The organism is Acinetobacter sp., from assembly GCF_049284435.1.
In the GTDB taxonomy this organism is placed as follows: domain Bacteria; phylum Pseudomonadota; class Gammaproteobacteria; order Pseudomonadales; family Moraxellaceae; genus Acinetobacter.
This window is the reverse complement of the sequence record NZ_JBAPXX010000080.1, coordinates 1-15854: the sequence shown is the minus strand read 5'-3', so window position 1 is coordinate 15854 and position 15854 is coordinate 1. Positions and strand designations below refer to the sequence as shown.

The window sequence follows — 15854 nt, the reverse complement described above, 5'->3', positions numbered from 1 at the left end:
TTATAGCTTAGATTTTTGCTAATAAAGCCTCGAGAACGGCTTGATAGTGAATCTGGATATCATCTTCTAAAATCTTATAGGCATTATCGAATTGCACCATTGGCCAGCCTTCTTTCCAGAATGGAAAAATATTGTGTAGGTCATGGGTGACAATCGCATCTTCACGCACAATTGCTTGTGCAATTTGTGACAGTACCTGTGCAGTTTCAGCACCATCAATCGTCATATAGTCGATACCGTGCGCTTTTAAAATACGGATACGGTCTTTTTTATAACGGATTTTTTTGATCTGGGCCGAATTTAAACCCAAAGCCAAAGATACCGCTTCGACAAATTTGTCTTCAAATGACTGATTCAATGCTACTAAGGCTGCTTTATGTGCTTCCTGACGACCAGCTTTGCCACCCTGACGAATTGCTGCTTGCGCCTCAGTATTTAGCTCATCCTTTTTCATACTTTGCAGGATGTCTAAAATTTCGATGTCGCTTAACGCCTGAGGAGATTGATCAGTCATAAACTGTCCTTAAAAAAATAAATCTTGAATGGGCTATTTTCGCATAATTCGACGCTAAAAAATCAAAATCTTCATGATTAAAACAGCGCTACAACCTGAAACTGCATTTCTTCTGCGATTTTGCGCCAAATCGACTATAGTGCTTCATCTATATATTAAATTAATCTCTGGATGATGCCCACTACGCAAGTGACTTTGTTGCTGCAGCAACTTAAGCGCCAATATCCAACTGCATTTAAAGGAAATTACCTGTTTTACAGTCAGATAAAAATTCGTGGAATCTGGGATAAAGCCAAGCTATTAATTCCTTGGGCCTTGGCCGCCATGATTTTTGTTCCTATCAGTTTGATGTTACGAGATCTGGTACAGCAATTTTTTGTGCAAATCAGTGAATTTCAGGCGCAGAGTTATGCCATTTTGGCCATTCTACTGTTCCTGATGTTGAGTCTCACCTTGATTCTGTACCAGATTCAGCATTCTTCTTATTCGCTGTATCAGTTATTGCGTCATACTCCGATCAAGATGGCTATTGTGATTCTGATGCAAGCCTTAAATCTGGTCTTTATACAAAGCAGTTTGCTGATGTGGAGCTTATTCTTCTTTGGCGTGAGCTTTGGTTTTGTGCGCTTTTATCGGGAAAATTTATTCAAGGAAAATAGTAAAAATACTGAGCACTATCAGCTACAACAATTACGTAAAATCTGTTTTTGGGCTTATAAACAAACCTGTCTGATCCGACTAAAATTACGTTTTTATTCAAGCCATGATCCTCGGCATGCCGAACTAAAACAGCAATTAAATCACTATGCCGGGTTATATACGCGGCTACTGAAATATGAGCATCAATATTGTAAAACTATCAAGCATCTGGACGTCGACAGTTATCTGGATGAGAACTTATAGTTTTCTCTATCCTTTTTCATTGACCATCTTAAAGGTCTGCAAATAATGACTTTAAAAATGGGGGGATCTACTGGTTTTTAGAATAGAAGCCACGGAATTGCTTGAAAAGAAAGCAATCATTTAGAAATTTGCTTGCCAAGCTTTATTTCGTCCTCTATTATTGCGCACATGCCCGAGTGGTGAAATCGGTAGACACAGGGGATTTAAAATCCCCCGCCCACAAAGCGTGCCAGTTCGAGTCTGGCCTCGGGCACCATTTTAATTTTTATTAAAATGGTGCAATAAAAAATCCAGCATTAGGCTGGTTTTTTTGTGCCTGAATTTTATTCTTTTAGCGCGAAATCCCCATGTCAGAATTAAAACACTTCGATCTCGCTACATTACAATTACGTCATCCAGACGCTTTTTTCCTTAAGCTGCGTTATAGCCGCTTCAAATTTAATGCCCTGCAAAATATCCAGTTTGTTATCGCGATTAATTTACTCTCCCTTCTGATCTGTGTAGCCTGTAGTATCAGCTCAGTATTTCTGGAATATTATTTTTTCAAGAATGCCACGATTGCCTTTAATGTTACTTTAATTGTGCTGATGGCACTACTATATCCCTATATCTGGCATGCACAATATCAGGCGCAATTCAGCTCCAAAGCCTATAGTCAACGTTTGCAAAACTGTCTCTATCTGCAAATTCCAATTTTTTTATGCTTATTGCTCAATCTTTATATGATTCATTCGGATGTCCTGGTCATCATCAGTATGATCATTTTAGCGCTTTCCTCTTTTGGCGCTGTGACCTTGGAACCTTTATTTAAAAGTTCCTGTAGTGCGATTGACCAAATCAGGTTGCAGAAACTCCGACAACTGGCTTTTTGGGCTTATCAACAGTCCAGATCAAAAACACCGCAACAGATTCAAGGTCAGTCGAATCTGCAGGCTTATTACAAGAATCTCTATCAGCAATGCATGAATGAAGAGCAACTATTATTAGGCTCGATTCGCTTTAATAGCTATAAAGATTATTTCAACAGACAATAAAAAACCCTGCGGCTGCAGGGTTTTCATAAATCACCATTCACGGTTGGTAATCAGCTCTTCCATTTCAATTTCGAACATGCCGTGCTCTTGCACCACCATCATCATGGCTTCGGCAATATAATCCGCGGCAGTATCATCCAGCGATGAATCCAGATCTTCAAACTGAGGTTTCATGACATTGACATCAGCCACAGTCAGATTGGCAAGCTGATAAATTTCTTGATCTGACAAACCTGATTTAGCAACTTTTTGGGCAAAACGTTCGATGTGCTGCTTGATTTCAGCAACCAGAATATCGGGATAATACTCATCATCGAACATGGGGAGAAGTAAATCTGCAAACATTACAGGCACTCTAAAGGATGACTATCTAATCTAAGCGTGCCTATATAGCATATTGTTGCTCAAAAGCCAAACAACATTGCCAAGATGCTAATTTTCAACCCCGAAGTTCTAAGCCGTTTGCATAGCCTGCCAGACTTTAATCGCATCGGCTGTGGCTTTAACATCGTGCGCTCGCACCATACATGCGCCCTGCTGAATACTCAATAAATGCGCTGTTGCCGAACCCACTGCACGCTCTTGCGGTTCTGCCCCATTTAGAACTGCTCCGATAAAACGTTTACGTGATAAGGCAGACAAAATCGGATACCCCATTTCAGTGAGTTTATAAAATTCGTTAAGCAACTTCAGATTTTGCTGTGCATTTTTCGCGAAACCAAAACCTGGATCAATCATGATATTTTCTGCTTTCACCCCCACATCCAAGGCATCCTGAACACGTTGAGATAACTCGCGAATCACATCAGCAGTGACATCTTCATATTGATCCAGATTGTTCATGGTGGTCGGTTCACCGCGCATATGCATGATGATGACCGGAATATTAAGCTCTGCTGCGGTCTTTAAAGCATTTGGCTTTGTTAATGCACGAACATCATTCCAGATATGTGCTCCCGCCTCTACCGCAGCACGAATCACTTCCGGCTGCGAAGTATCAATCGAGAGAATGACATTATGTTTGGATAAAGCTTCAACGACAGGCACTACCCGGCGAATTTCTTCTTCCACTTCTACTGCTGCTGCACCTGGACGGGTCGATTCACCGCCAATATCAATTACGGTCGCGCCTTCAGCAATCATTTCAAGCGCACGTGCGACTGCATCTTCTTTTTGATTATGCCGACCACCATCACTAAAAGAGTCTGGGGTGACATTGAGAATCCCCATTACATGCGGCTGGGATAAGTCCAATTTTAAATCACCAAATGTCCATACATGTGGTAACAAAGGCATCAGCTGCATGATTCAATACTCATTCACAATAACCCCAATATTGTCTTATGGATCGCCGAATAAAGCAAAGCTGAATAAGACTAGGACCTAGGTTTCGAAGTAATTGTTTCGGGAATATTGCATCAGTTTAGATTGTAATAATGCTTTCACATCTGCCCATTCACTTTCTAAAATACTATAGATGTAGCTATCTCGAATAGTATGTCCATCTTTACGCAGCATATGACACCTGATAATGCCATCCTGTTTGGCACCTAATGCCTCAATCGCTTTCTGGCTGGAAAGATTCAAGTGATCAGTCCGAAAGCCGACGACCTGAGCATTTAAACTTTCAAAAGCATCTCTTAACAAAAGATATTTACAGACGCGATTTACATAGGTTCTGTGATAGCGCTTGGCATACCAAGTATAACCAATTTCAAAACGTGGAATTTCCGCTTTAATATCATAATAACTGCTTGTACCAATTGCTTGGCTGGAGTTTAAATCGATGACGGCAAAAGCCATCCTTTCACCTTGAGCTTGCTGTTCAAAGGCTTGAGAAAAATATTTTTTTAAGTTATGCAGATAAGGCACCGAGTTATATAAAACCTCACCTAAATTTTCTTCAGCGCATGCGATGGCTAAATCAGAAAAATGTTCCCAGCTCAACGGTTCAAGACGAAGCTGGTAAACACTGGATTCCAGAACAAGCATATTCATTTTTGTTTTTCTTATTCATTTTTAATAGCTCAATATAACACTCAAAAAGATATGACAAAAATGACAAGCATAAAAAAACCACCCGAAGGTGGTTTTTTTATTGAGCTTAGTTCGCTGGCAATGGCGGAGGAGTCAACGGACCATCATCTGGGGTTACATCAATCACAGGATTATCTGCAACATAGACTTTTGGTGGCTGAGGCTCACGACCTTCCATGATGTCACGAATTTGATCACGATCAATGGTTTCCCATTCCATCAAGGCTTTCACCATCGCATGGGCAATATCTTTTTTGCTTTCCAAGATATCGCGTGCGATTTTATATTGCTCATCCAGAATTCGACGAATTTCACGATCAACTTCTAGTTGTGTGGTTTCCGAAATACTGCGACTACCAATACTGCCCATGAAAGATTGCTGTGCATCTTCTTCATAGACCATAACACCGAGTTTGTCAGACATACCATATTTGGTCACCATCGCACGTGCCATTTTAGTTGCACGCTCGAAGTCATTTGAAGCGCCAGTCGACATCTGGTTAATGAAGACTTCTTCAGCAATACGGCCACCAAACAAAATCGAAAGTTCATTCAACATTTTGTCTTTGTAATGGCTAGTCTGGTCAAATTCAGGCAGCTGCCAAGTAACACCTAAAGCCCAACCACGTGGCATGATTGTCACCTTATGCACAGGATCTGTACCTGGCAAGCTTTCAGCAACAATCGCATGACCTGCTTCATGATAAGCCGTCGCACGACGCTCTTCATCACGCAGTACCATCGATTTACGCTCAGGACCCATATACAGCTTGTCTTTTGCATCTTCAAAGTCATGCATATCGACGGTATTTTTGTTACGGCGTGCGGCAAATAAAGCAGCTTCATTTACCAAGTTTGCCAATTGCGCACCCGAGAAGCCCGGTGTACCACGTGCAAGAACCTTAACATCCACACCTGTCACTGAAGGCAATTTTTTCAAATGCACATTCAGGATTTGTTCACGACCCTTGATGTCTGGCAAGCCAACCACAACTTGACGGTCAAAACGGCCTGGACGAAGAAGTGCTTTATCCAGTACATCTGCACGGTTGGTTGCAGCAATCACGATAATGCCTTCATTGCCTTCAAAGCCGTCCATTTCGACCAGCATCTGGTTCAGTGTCTGCTCACGTTCATCGTGACCACCACCAGTACCTGAACCACGGTGACGACCCACTGCATCAATCTCATCAATAAAGATGATACATGGTGCATGACGTTTCGCCTGTTCGAACATGTCACGCACACGGGATGCACCGACACCGACAAACATTTCAACGAAGTCAGAACCTGAAATACTAAAGAATGGAACTTTCGCTTCACCGGCAATGGCTTTAGCAAGTAAGGTCTTACCTGTACCTGGAGGACCCACCATTAACACACCGCGTGGAATACTTGCACCCAGACGTTTAAATTTGGTTGGATCTTTAAGGAAATCTACGATTTCAACGACTTCTTGCTTGGCTTCGTCACAACCGGCAACATCGGTGAAAGTGACTTTAATCTGGTCTTCAGACAGCATTTTGGCTTTAGACTTACCAAAACTCATTGGGCCGTTTTTACCACCTGCACCGCCACCCATGTTGCGCATAAAGAACATGAATAACAAAATGATTAAAAGTACAGGGAAACTTGCAATAAGCAACTGCATGAGCAAGCCTTGACGTTGTGGTGCTTCACCTTCGACCACAACATTATTTTTAATCAGGCTTGGCATCAGTTCAGGATCCTGAACTGCCGGACGGATACTTTCAAACTCTGAACCGTTTGATTTTTCGCCACGGATTCTTTCGCCGTCAATCACAACTTGTTTAATTTGGCCAGCATTGACCGCGGCAACAAACTCTGAGTAGTTCATTGTAGTCGGTTGATTGCGGTCACTGACGTTGCTGAAGATTAACACCAGCACACCCAGTATCACGAGCCACAATACGGCATTCTTAAAAAGATCGCTCAAAGCTTTATTCCCATTCCAATCTAATTTGATCATGCCCTGTTCAGGGTGACCTTAATACTTAAGCTGCAAATCAACTTACAATTATCTGAAAACGTACAAAATGCACAATTTTTAACGACTTGGCAAGTAGACTTATTTTAAAGCCTTCTTACGTCCCTGCCCGATCAGGAAAACTTCCTTGGAACGAGCACGTGATGCCAAAGGTTTAGATGTTTTCAGAACATCAAAACTATCAACCACTTGCTTACGGAATTCGTCAAAACCTGAGCCTTGGAAAACTTTTACCACAAATTGACCTTTAGGGCCTAGCACCTTATTGGCAAAATCCAGTGCAAGTTCACACAAGTAAATTTGACGCGGTTGATCTACAGCCTTATTACCTGATGTATTGGGGGCCATATCTGAAATTACAACGTCTACAGTACGACCATCTAAAATTTCTAACAATTGCTGGAAGACTTCTTCTTCGCGAAAGTCGCCTTGCAAGAAAGTCACATCAGGTAATGCATCCATTGGCAAAATGTCAGATGCAATCAATAAACCTTTGTCGCCGACCAACTTACCTGCGATTTGTGACCAACTGCCGGGGGCTGCACCCAAGTCGACCACGGTCATGCCAGGTTTGATGATTTTGTACTTTTCTTGCATCTCTAAGAGCTTATATGCTGCACGCGCACGATAGCCGTCCTTTTGTGCCTTTTTCACATAAGGATCGTCTAAATGCTCTCTCATCCAATCACGACTACTTTTAGATAACTTTTGGTTGGTAATGCGTGTAGCCATAACTCTCTAAATAAAAAAACGTCTAATTATTAATTGTACGTGAAAAAGACATATTTTGCAGTATACATGTGTATCTAAATCGAGGAGTTTTGCTCGTTATGAGGAGATATTGGAAATGATTATTTCCTGAGAATTTAAAGCGTTTGTTTTTTGCTTTTGCTATACTAAGCCGTTTTAAAATTCAGGTTATCTCTCATGGCGTCTTTATCTATTCAGGAACGTAAGCGTTTACGTCAAATCGGACATGCTTTAAACCCGGTCGTTATGCTAGGTGATAAAGGCCTGACTGAAAATGTCATCGAAGAATTGGCGCGTGCTTTAAACGATCACGAACTGATTAAAGTGAAAATCGTAGCTGAAGATCGCGAAGCGCGTGCAGCGCTGATTGTTGAAATTTCAGAAGCGACTGGTGCTGAAGTGGTACAAACTATTGGTAAAATTGCGCTGCTTTACAAGAAAGCTGCGAAACAAAACCAAAAATTGTCCAACCTTGTCCGTTTCGCTCATTTGTCTAACTAAGTACAGGACTTATGGCAAGTTACGAACTTAGCGCATTTGATCGCCGTTTTCAGGCCATCTCTCTGGTTGCCGCCATCGAACAGCAAGGCCCATGCAATTTAAATGTGGGCTTCTGGATCCGTGATCCCAATCAGTACATCTTGTGGCCCAACATGGTGACGGCACATCCCCGTCAGGATTTCCTATGGGAACAGACCTGCTTTGAAATTTTTATTGGGGTTCAGGGCGAAGATTTTTATCGTGAGATTAATCTTTCCCCTTCTCAGGCCTGGCAGGCTTATCAATTTGAAGAATACCGTTATCCTGAAGATATGCCACCGCAAGCTGCGGATGATATTGAGCTGAATCAGCTCAAACGTACGCATTATGGTCTTAATGTCAGTGTGGATCTGACTGATTTTATGGCAACACATAAACTGAAATGGGAAAACTTGTTCCTGGGTTTATCTGCTGTTTTAAAAACCTCACAAGGTGATCAACACTATGCCATGCAGCATAGTAGTCCTCAGGCAGATTTTCATAATAAACGTGACTGGTTGCATGTGTTTTAAATAGATTGACGCTGTGCATCAGCTATTTAAAGTGTAACAGGCGAATAAAACGTGAGACTTAAAGTCTCACGTTTTTGTTTATCGCTAAACAATGATTGATCCTCTGTATAATTATTTTAGATTTTTATCGTTTTCAACGTTCATATTTTAATGATGCAGATGATGCTGTTCCTGAATAGATTTAACAGCAGCATAAAGAATAAAAGCAAAAGTAATGATCATCAGAAGAATGGTTCCAAACACCAGTCCCAGTACTCCCAGACATAATACGATTAGACCCAGATAAAGTATGCGCCCCAATCCGCTTTCCAGATTCAGTAGCATGATCAATATCAGTAAAATAAGTACACCTACGAAATGCTGTTGCATCGTGACCCCCTTTAATTGTTATTGTGAGTCCGTTTTGCTGCATAAAGACAAAGGAGAACATTTGATTGTTCTCCTTTTTAAATAGCGGCCTTTCAGCGCAGCCTAACTTTTCAGCTCAGGACTTTTGTCTGAGCTCTCCGTTTTCACCACGGGTTTGACTTTTTTCAGTACTTCAATAGTACTGTCTTTAGAACGTTTAAAAGTATCGGTCAGATGTTCCTTATGTTTAGTCGAAATCTGACTGACATCTTCTTTCAGTTCTTTACCCAGATTAGATAAGTCTTCGATGACCGCGTTGAATTCTGTCTTGATAAAGCTTTTCAATTCGGTTAATTCTTTCTGTGAACCGAAAATCTGCTCTTTCAAAGTATCAATACGCTGTAACACCTCCTGCTTAAATTGACGCAATTGTTCCTGCACAGTATCGCTTAACTGCTTGGCTTCAACTTCAAGCTTTTCCTTACTTTCCTCGATGGTTTCAATTGCCTGATCTTTAGCCTCGACTGCTACTTTTTCAAGCTTCTCGGCAGTTTCAGTCACCACGCTCGGAGTGATTTTTTTAGATGTAGTAGATTTAGGTGCTGTAGCCATTTGTCTTGTTCCTATTGTTATATCGACTAAGCTATATTAGCAGATATGATAAAAATTAAGATTTGATTTGTCTGACAATTATTAATTGCTTACATTTTTTCACATTGCTTACAAAACAGACTTCCATACAAAAAGCAAGCCATTTATCTCATACTTTCGCTGCAAAGCCGTTGGACTTTAGGGGGCATTCTGCGTATAATGCCGTGTTAAGTTCAAGCGAGCAGACATAGGAGGGTAGGTTTAAAAAATAGCCTTCCTTTTTTTTCGTCTTCTCGCTTTTTTACAGCCTAAATTTCAGGAGCTTTGGTTTGAGCACCCCAGCAATTTTAGCCCTTGCCGACGGAACTATCTTTAAAGGTACTTCGATTGGCGCATCGGGTAGTACGACTGGTGAAGTCGTTTTCAACACTGCCATGACTGGCTATCAAGAAATTTTGACTGACCCGAGTTATGCACAGCAACTTGTGACACTGACTTACCCACATATCGGTAACACAGGCTGCAATGAAGAAGACGCTGAATCAGGTCGTATTCATAAGGTTTGGGCTAACGGATTGATCATTCGTGACCTGCCTTTACTGCACAGTAACTTCCGTTCAACCCAATCATTAGCTGAATATTTGGTACAACACAATGTTGTGGCAATTGCGGATATCGACACGCGTAAACTGACACGTATCCTACGTGACAAAGGTGCGCAAAATGGCTGTATCCTTGCTGGCGAAAATATCACTGAAGCTGAAGCGCTTGAAAAAGCACGTGCATTTAGTGGTTTAAACGGTTTAGACCTGGCAAAAGAATGTTGCGACCCTGAAGGTTTTGAATGGACTGAAGGCTCTTGGACATTAGGCAAGGGTTTCTCTCAGCCAGAAGCTAAATTCCATGTTGTTGCATACGATTACGGTGTCAAAACCAACATCTTACGTATGCTCGCAGACCGCGGTTGTAAACTGACTGTTGTGCCGGCGCAAACTCCTGCTGCTGACGTACTTGCACTGAATCCAGATGGCGTGTTCCTTTCGAACGGCCCTGGCGATCCGGCTGCATGTGACTACGCAATTGAAGCTGTAAAAACAATTGTAGAAACCACTGAAATTCCAGTATTTGGTATCTGCCTGGGTCACCAGATCCTTGCGCTTGCAAGTGGTGCTAAAACCTTAAAAATGCCTCACGGCCACCACGGTGCTAACCATCCTGTACAAAATCTAGATAATGGCACAGTGATGATTACTTCTCAAAACCATGGCTTCGCAGTCGATGAAAGCAATCTGCCTGATGTGTTGCGTGTAACGCATCGCTCACTGTTTGATGGCACCAACCAAGGTATTCATCGTACAGACAAACCTGCGTTCAGCTTCCAGGGTCACCCTGAAGCCAGCCCAGGTCCACATGACTGCGCACCATTGTTCGATCATTTCATCGAACTTATCGAAGCATCTAAGAAGTAATTAAGGAAGCATCATGGCTAAACGTACTGATATTAAAAGCATCTTGATTATTGGTGCTGGTCCGATTGTCATCGGTCAAGCATGTGAGTTTGACTACTCAGGTGCTCAAGCATGTAAAGCCCTTCGTGAAGAAGGCTACCGCGTTATTTTGGTCAACTCAAACCCAGCGACCATCATGACCGACCCAACCATGGCGGATGCAACTTACATTGAGCCAATTACTTGGCAAACTGTTGCAGCGATTATTGAGAAAGAACGCCCAGACGCTGTTCTTCCGACTATGGGTGGTCAAACTGCATTGAACTGCGCCCTTGCCCTCGATGAGCACGGCATTTTAGCAAAATACAATGTTGAATTGATCGGTGCGACTAAAGAAGCGATTGAAAAAGCTGAAGACCGCAAACTGTTCGACCAGGCAATGCGTAAAATTGGTCTTGAATGTCCAAAAGCTGACATTGCTGAGTCAATGGAACAAGCGTTAGAAATTCAAGCACGTTTCGGCTTCCCTGTGATTATCCGTCCATCATTCACCATGGGTGGTTCTGGTGGCGGTATCGCTTACAACAAAGAAGAATTCATCGAAATTTGTGAACGCGGTTTCGATCTTTCTCCAACCAAACAATTATTGATCGATGAATCTTTAATTGGCTGGAAAGAATATGAGATGGAAGTTGTTCGTGACAAAAACGACAACTGTATCATTGTATGTACGATTGAAAACTTTGACCCAATGGGCGTACATACTGGTGACTCAATCACTGTTGCCCCTGCGCAAACATTGACGGATAAGGAATTCCAGTTACTACGTAACGCTTCTTTAGCGGTTCTCCGTGAAATTGGCGTAGAAACAGGTGGTTCTAACGTACAGTTCGGTATTTGTCCAAATACTGGCCGTATGGTGGTGATCGAGATGAACCCACGTGTATCACGTTCATCTGCACTTGCTTCTAAAGCAACTGGTTTCCCGATTGCGAAAATTGCGGCGAAACTGGCAGTGGGTTACACCCTTGATGAGTTGAAAAACGACATCACTGGCGGTACAACTCCTGCATCGTTCGAACCTGCAATCGACTACGTTGTTACCAAGATTCCTCGTTTTAACTTCGAGAAATTCCCACAAGCGGATGCGACTTTAACCACTCAGATGAAATCTGTCGGTGAAGTAATGGCGATTGGTCGTAACTTCCAGGAATCTGTACAAAAAGCCCTTCGTGGTCTTGAAGTGGGCGCTTCTGGTTTTGACGAAAAAATTGAAGTGGGTGCTGAAGGCGCGCGCGACAAAATCTTGCAAGAACTTAAAGTGCCAGGTCCAGAGCGTATTTGGTACGTGGGCGATGCATTCCGTCACGGCTTTACTTTAGACGAAGTATTCGCTGCAACCAACATTGACCGCTGGTTCTTGATTCAAATCGAAGACATCATCAAAACTGAAAACCAAATCAAAACTTTAGGTTTTGGTGATTTGAACGCGGACAACATCCGTGCATTCAAACGTAAAGGTTTATCAGATCTTCGCATTGCGGACTTGATGGGCATTTCACAAAAACAATTCCGTAAACACCGTTGGAACCTGGGCGTAACTCCAGTTTACAAACGTGTCGATACATGTGCTGCAGAATTCGAATCTGATACAGCCTACATGTATTCAACTTACGATGAAGAATGTGAAGCAAATCCGTCTGCGAAAGACAAGATCATGGTGATCGGCGGTGGCCCTAACCGTATTGGTCAAGGTATCGAATTCGATTACTGCTGTGTACACGCTGCCCTTGCAATGCGTGAAGACGGGTATGAAACCATCATGGTCAACTGTAATCCTGAAACAGTTTCAACGGATTACGACACTTCAGATCGTTTGTACTTCGAACCGATCACGCTTGAAGACGTGCTTGAAATCGTACGTATCGAGAAGCCTAAAGGCATTATCGTACAGTACGGTGGTCAAACTCCACTTAAATTGGCGCGTGCTTTAGAAGAAGCGGGTGCACCAATTATCGGTACATCACCTGACGCAATTGACCGTGCAGAAGACCGTGAACGTTTCCAGCAAATGATTCAACGTCTGCAACTTCGCCAACCAAACAACAGCATTGTAAAATCTGCTGAAGAAGGTATGGCTGAAGCGTCTAAAGTTGGCTACCCACTTGTGGTACGTCCTTCTTACGTGCTTGGTGGTCGTGCGATGGAAATCGTATACAACGACGAAGAACTTAAACGCTACTTACGTGATGCGGTTCAAGCATCAAACGAAGCGCCTGTCCTTCTTGACCGCTTCCTGGATGACGCGATCGAAGTTGACGTAGACTGCGTATCTGACGGTAAAGACGTGGTGATTGGCGGGATCATGCAGCACATCGAACAAGCGGGTATTCACTCAGGTGACTCGGCATGTTCAATTCCTCCTTACTCTCTATCTAAAGAGATCCAGGACGAAATGCGTCGTCAAACCGTGGCTATGGCAAAAGAGCTTGGCGTAATCGGTTTGATGAACGTTCAGTTTGCGGTTAAAGGTGAAGACGTTTACATCCTGGAAGTGAACCCACGTGCGTCTCGTACCGTGCCATTCGTTTCTAAGTGTATCGGCGAATCTTTAGCGAAAGTTGCTGCACGTTGTATGGCTGGTCAATCTCTTGAGTCGCAAGGCTTCACAACTGAGATTATTCCTGAACACTTCTCTGTCAAAGAAGCCGTGTTCCCATTCAACAAATTCCCTGGTGTTGACCCGATCCTTGGCCCTGAGATGAAATCGACTGGCGAAGTGATGGGCGTTGGTAAAACATTTGGTGAAGCGTTCTATAAAGCTGTTTTAGGTGCAAACGAGCGTTTACCAGGTCTTCCAACTGAAGGCGAAGTGAAACACGCATTTATCTCTGTACGTGACTCAGATAAACCACGTGCGGCTGGTATCGCAAAACAATTGATTGACCTAGGCTTCAAGATTCTTGCAACTGATGGTACATTTAAAGTGATTAGCGATGCTGGTCTTGAATGTGAACGTGTCAATAAAGTGACTGAAGGTCGTCCTAACATTGTGGATCGCATTAAAAACGGCGAAATCCACCTTGTGATTAATACGACTGAAGGCAAAAAGGCACAAGAAGACTCATTCTCGATCCGTCGTTCAGCACTTCAAGGTAAAGTGTATAACACAACTACATTGAATGGTGCGGATGCAGTATGCCAAGCTTTAGCAATTAAATTGCCAATGGATGTATATCGTTTGCAAGACCTAACTAAAGGTTAATTCGCTTCCAAGAAGTCCCGCTACCTTCTTGGTGGCGGGCTTTTTTTTATTTATAGATTTTATATCTTTCAACTGACTTTTGAGGGACAACATGCAACGTTATCCTATGACACCTGAAGGCAAAATTGCCTTAGAGAAAGAATTACACCAACTGAAAACAGTTGATCGTCCACGTATTACAGCTTCAATTGCAGAAGCGCGTGAACATGGTGACTTAAAAGAAAATGCAGAATACCATGCAGCACGTGAACAGCAAGGCTTCTGTGAAGGTCGTATTCAGGACATCGAAGGCAAACTGGGTGCAGCTCAGGTGATCGATGTAAAAGAACTTGAACAGAATGGTCGTGTAGTTTTTGGTGTGACTGTCACGATTGAAAACCTAGATACTGAAGAGCAGAAAACCTATAAAATTGTAGGCGATGACGAAGCAGACTTTAAGATTAACAAGATCTCTGTGAACTCTCCGATTGCACGTGGTCTTTTGGGTAAAAACGAAGGCGACGATGTCAAAATCAATACACCAAACGGTGAAGTTGAATACGAAATTGTAAAAGTTGAATATCTTTAAAATTTAAAGCTATTTAATTTAAAGCCCCTCGATTGAGGGGTTTTTTACCTTTATCCGCTTCCTACACACGGATTAGCTCTGTGCTTTTTTTTAAAAACCCCGATGCAAATAAATTAAATGTATGTAAGGCTTCAGGGAGTACCTGCTCAGGATGTTCGCTAGAAGCCACCCAGAGTGCTGCATTCATTGCAGCACCATTTAAAAATACCGCAGCAGCTGCCGGATCAACTGCTTTAATTCGGTCTGCTACCAATAATTGTTCAACACATTCACGCGTGGACTGCAAACATCTGTTCTGGCTTGGCCAATGTGCAGGATCACCCAGCACAGCCGGACCATCACGCAACACAATCCGTTGAAACTCAGCATTTAATGCATGTTCGATATAAGTGCGTCCTTCAAGCATCAATCCTTCCCAAAGATCATCAGGCTGTTCCAGATGTTGCTGGGCAGATGAAGCCATCTCTGAATCAATCTGATCGACCACTGCAGCAAATAAGCCCTTTTTATCACCAAAATGATGATACAGCGCACCACGGGTCAGCCCCGCTTCTGCGGTGAGCTTATCCATTGAGGTATCTGCATAGCCATATTCAGCAAATGTACGCCGTGCAACTTCAATCAGCTTTTTGCGGGTTTCCGCCATTTTTTGTTCACGAACAGACATCGATTACTTTACCTCAGCATTGCAAAAATTTTAATTGACATACGATACGTATGTGAAAGTTAGACTGCTTTCACTCACTTATAAATTAGATATTGAATGAGAATAGACATGACTAGAACTGCGATATTTCCCCAAGACCGCCATGCCCTGTATGAACAGCATGGTTATTCTGCTGCAATCAAATCGGAAGACTTACTTTTTGTCTCTGGTCAGGTTGGTAGCCGTGAAGATGGCTCTCCTGAACCAGATTTTGAGAAACAGGTAGAACGGGCTTTTGAAAATTTAGCTGCGACATTGGCAGCAGCTGGTTGTAGCTTCGATGATATTGTCGATGTCACCACTTTTCACACTGACCCAGAAGTACAGTTTGAAAGTATCATGAAAGTTAAGCAGCAAGTGTTTAATCAAAAGCCTTACCCAAACTGGACGGCTGTTGGTGTGACCTGGCTGGCTGGTTTTGATTTTGAAATTAAAGTCATTGCGCGTTTCCCACCGAATCTGCTATAGCCTAATCATTTGCTTTATCCGTACTCGCTGGATTGTCTTTAGATATTATTCAGCAAGTTTAGCCACCGATTAGGTATAATTTCTCATTCCTTGGTTTTTGTATCTCCCTTATGGCCGAAAAGTTAATTAATTCCCCTGTAAATCATTGGTGTGAATTTGAGT

17 protein-coding genes and 1 tRNA gene are annotated in these 15854 nt (G+C 42.5%); 9 read left to right on the top strand and 9 right to left on the bottom strand.

Annotated elements, in window-relative coordinates; translation table 11 throughout:
* Positions 1–7 precede the first annotated feature (7 nt).
* Entirely contained in the window at positions 8–514 is a 507-nt protein-coding gene (locus WAK81_RS07410) for a hypothetical protein (RefSeq protein WP_422196310.1), read from the bottom strand.
* Between the two features lie 174 nt (positions 515–688).
* On the opposite strand from WAK81_RS07410, the gene WAK81_RS07405 reads away from it, so the two are divergent.
* From WAK81_RS07405 to WAK81_RS07395, 3 genes are all read left to right on the top strand, one after another.
* Positions 689–1417, top strand: a complete 729-nt coding sequence (locus tag WAK81_RS07405) for a hypothetical protein (RefSeq protein ID WP_422196343.1) — start codon at positions 689–691, stop codon at positions 1415–1417.
* Positions 1418–1587: 170 nt separating this feature from the next.
* A tRNA-Leu gene (locus tag WAK81_RS07400) sits at positions 1588–1673 on the top strand.
* Positions 1674–1764: 91 nt separating this feature from the next.
* Complete coding sequence (locus WAK81_RS07395; RefSeq protein WP_422196309.1) at positions 1765–2451, top strand: hypothetical protein; 687 nt, start codon at positions 1765–1767, stop codon at positions 2449–2451.
* Positions 2452–2481: 30 nt separating this feature from the next.
* On the opposite strand, the gene WAK81_RS07390 is transcribed toward WAK81_RS07395, so the two are convergent.
* The 5 genes from WAK81_RS07390 to rlmE all read right to left on the bottom strand — a co-directional run bounded on the left by WAK81_RS07390 (position 2482) and on the right by rlmE (position 7228).
* Complete coding sequence (locus WAK81_RS07390; RefSeq protein ID WP_422196308.1) at positions 2482–2796, bottom strand: DUF5713 family protein; 315 nt, start codon at positions 2794–2796, stop codon at positions 2482–2484.
* Positions 2797–2904: 108 nt separating this feature from the next.
* The gene (folP, locus tag WAK81_RS07385; RefSeq protein WP_422196307.1) at positions 2905–3756 is read right to left on the bottom strand and encodes a dihydropteroate synthase; all 852 of its coding nucleotides are present in this window, start codon (positions 3754–3756) and stop codon (positions 2905–2907) included.
* Between the two features lie 78 nt (positions 3757–3834).
* Positions 3835–4449, bottom strand: coding sequence for a GNAT family N-acetyltransferase (locus tag WAK81_RS07380; protein ID WP_422196306.1), 615 nt, complete (start codon positions 4447–4449; stop codon positions 3835–3837).
* Between the two features lie 106 nt (positions 4450–4555).
* Positions 4556–6445, bottom strand: coding sequence for an ATP-dependent zinc metalloprotease FtsH (gene ftsH, locus WAK81_RS07375; protein WP_004280565.1), 1890 nt, complete (start codon positions 6443–6445; stop codon positions 4556–4558).
* 132 nt (positions 6446–6577) lie between these two features.
* Complete coding sequence (rlmE, locus tag WAK81_RS07370) at positions 6578–7228, bottom strand: 23S rRNA (uridine(2552)-2'-O)-methyltransferase RlmE (protein WP_004645756.1); 651 nt, start codon at positions 7226–7228, stop codon at positions 6578–6580.
* Positions 7229–7423: 195 nt separating this feature from the next.
* Here rlmE and yhbY point away from each other — a divergent pair, with 195 nt between their 5' ends.
* Both yhbY and WAK81_RS07360 read left to right on the top strand, forming a co-directional pair.
* Positions 7424–7747: a ribosome assembly RNA-binding protein YhbY gene (gene yhbY / locus WAK81_RS07365; protein WP_004645757.1), complete on the top strand. Its 324-nt coding sequence runs from the start codon at positions 7424–7426 to the stop codon at positions 7745–7747.
* 11 nt (positions 7748–7758) lie between these two features.
* On the top strand, positions 7759–8298 hold the full coding sequence (locus WAK81_RS07360; RefSeq protein WP_422196305.1) for a DOMON-like domain-containing protein: 540 nt from the start codon (positions 7759–7761) through the stop codon (positions 8296–8298).
* 147 nt (positions 8299–8445) lie between these two features.
* Here WAK81_RS07360 and WAK81_RS07355 read toward each other — a convergent pair whose 3' ends face one another.
* Together WAK81_RS07355 and WAK81_RS07350 are read right to left on the bottom strand one after the other, a co-directional pair.
* A complete protein-coding gene (locus WAK81_RS07355) occupies positions 8446–8667 on the bottom strand; it encodes a hypothetical protein (RefSeq protein ID WP_422196304.1) in 222 nt (73 codons plus the stop codon).
* A 102-nt stretch (positions 8668–8769) separates the two neighbouring features.
* On the bottom strand, positions 8770–9258 hold the full coding sequence (locus WAK81_RS07350) for a hypothetical protein (RefSeq protein WP_422196303.1): 489 nt from the start codon (positions 9256–9258) through the stop codon (positions 8770–8772).
* Between the two features lie 308 nt (positions 9259–9566).
* On the opposite strand from WAK81_RS07350, the gene carA reads away from it, so the two are divergent.
* The 3 genes from carA to greA all read left to right on the top strand — a co-directional run bounded on the left by carA (position 9567) and on the right by greA (position 14518).
* Complete coding sequence (carA, locus tag WAK81_RS07345) at positions 9567–10706, top strand: glutamine-hydrolyzing carbamoyl-phosphate synthase small subunit (protein WP_253159784.1); 1140 nt, start codon at positions 9567–9569, stop codon at positions 10704–10706.
* Positions 10707–10719: 13 nt separating this feature from the next.
* On the top strand, positions 10720–13950 hold the full coding sequence (gene carB / locus WAK81_RS07340) for a carbamoyl-phosphate synthase large subunit (RefSeq protein WP_422196302.1): 3231 nt from the start codon (positions 10720–10722) through the stop codon (positions 13948–13950).
* Positions 13951–14041: 91 nt separating this feature from the next.
* The gene (greA, locus tag WAK81_RS07335) at positions 14042–14518 is read left to right on the top strand and encodes a transcription elongation factor GreA (RefSeq protein ID WP_004645764.1); all 477 of its coding nucleotides are present in this window, start codon (positions 14042–14044) and stop codon (positions 14516–14518) included.
* 61 nt (positions 14519–14579) lie between these two features.
* Here greA and WAK81_RS07330 read toward each other — a convergent pair whose 3' ends face one another.
* On the bottom strand, positions 14580–15185 hold the full coding sequence (locus WAK81_RS07330) for a TetR/AcrR family transcriptional regulator (protein WP_422196301.1): 606 nt from the start codon (positions 15183–15185) through the stop codon (positions 14580–14582).
* Positions 15186–15293: 108 nt separating this feature from the next.
* Between WAK81_RS07330 and WAK81_RS07325 the strand changes: the two genes are divergently transcribed.
* Positions 15294–15692 (top strand): RidA family protein, encoded by a 399-nt coding sequence (locus WAK81_RS07325; RefSeq protein ID WP_422196300.1) that lies wholly within the window; start codon positions 15294–15296, stop codon positions 15690–15692.
* The last annotated feature ends 162 nt before the right edge of the window (positions 15693–15854 follow it).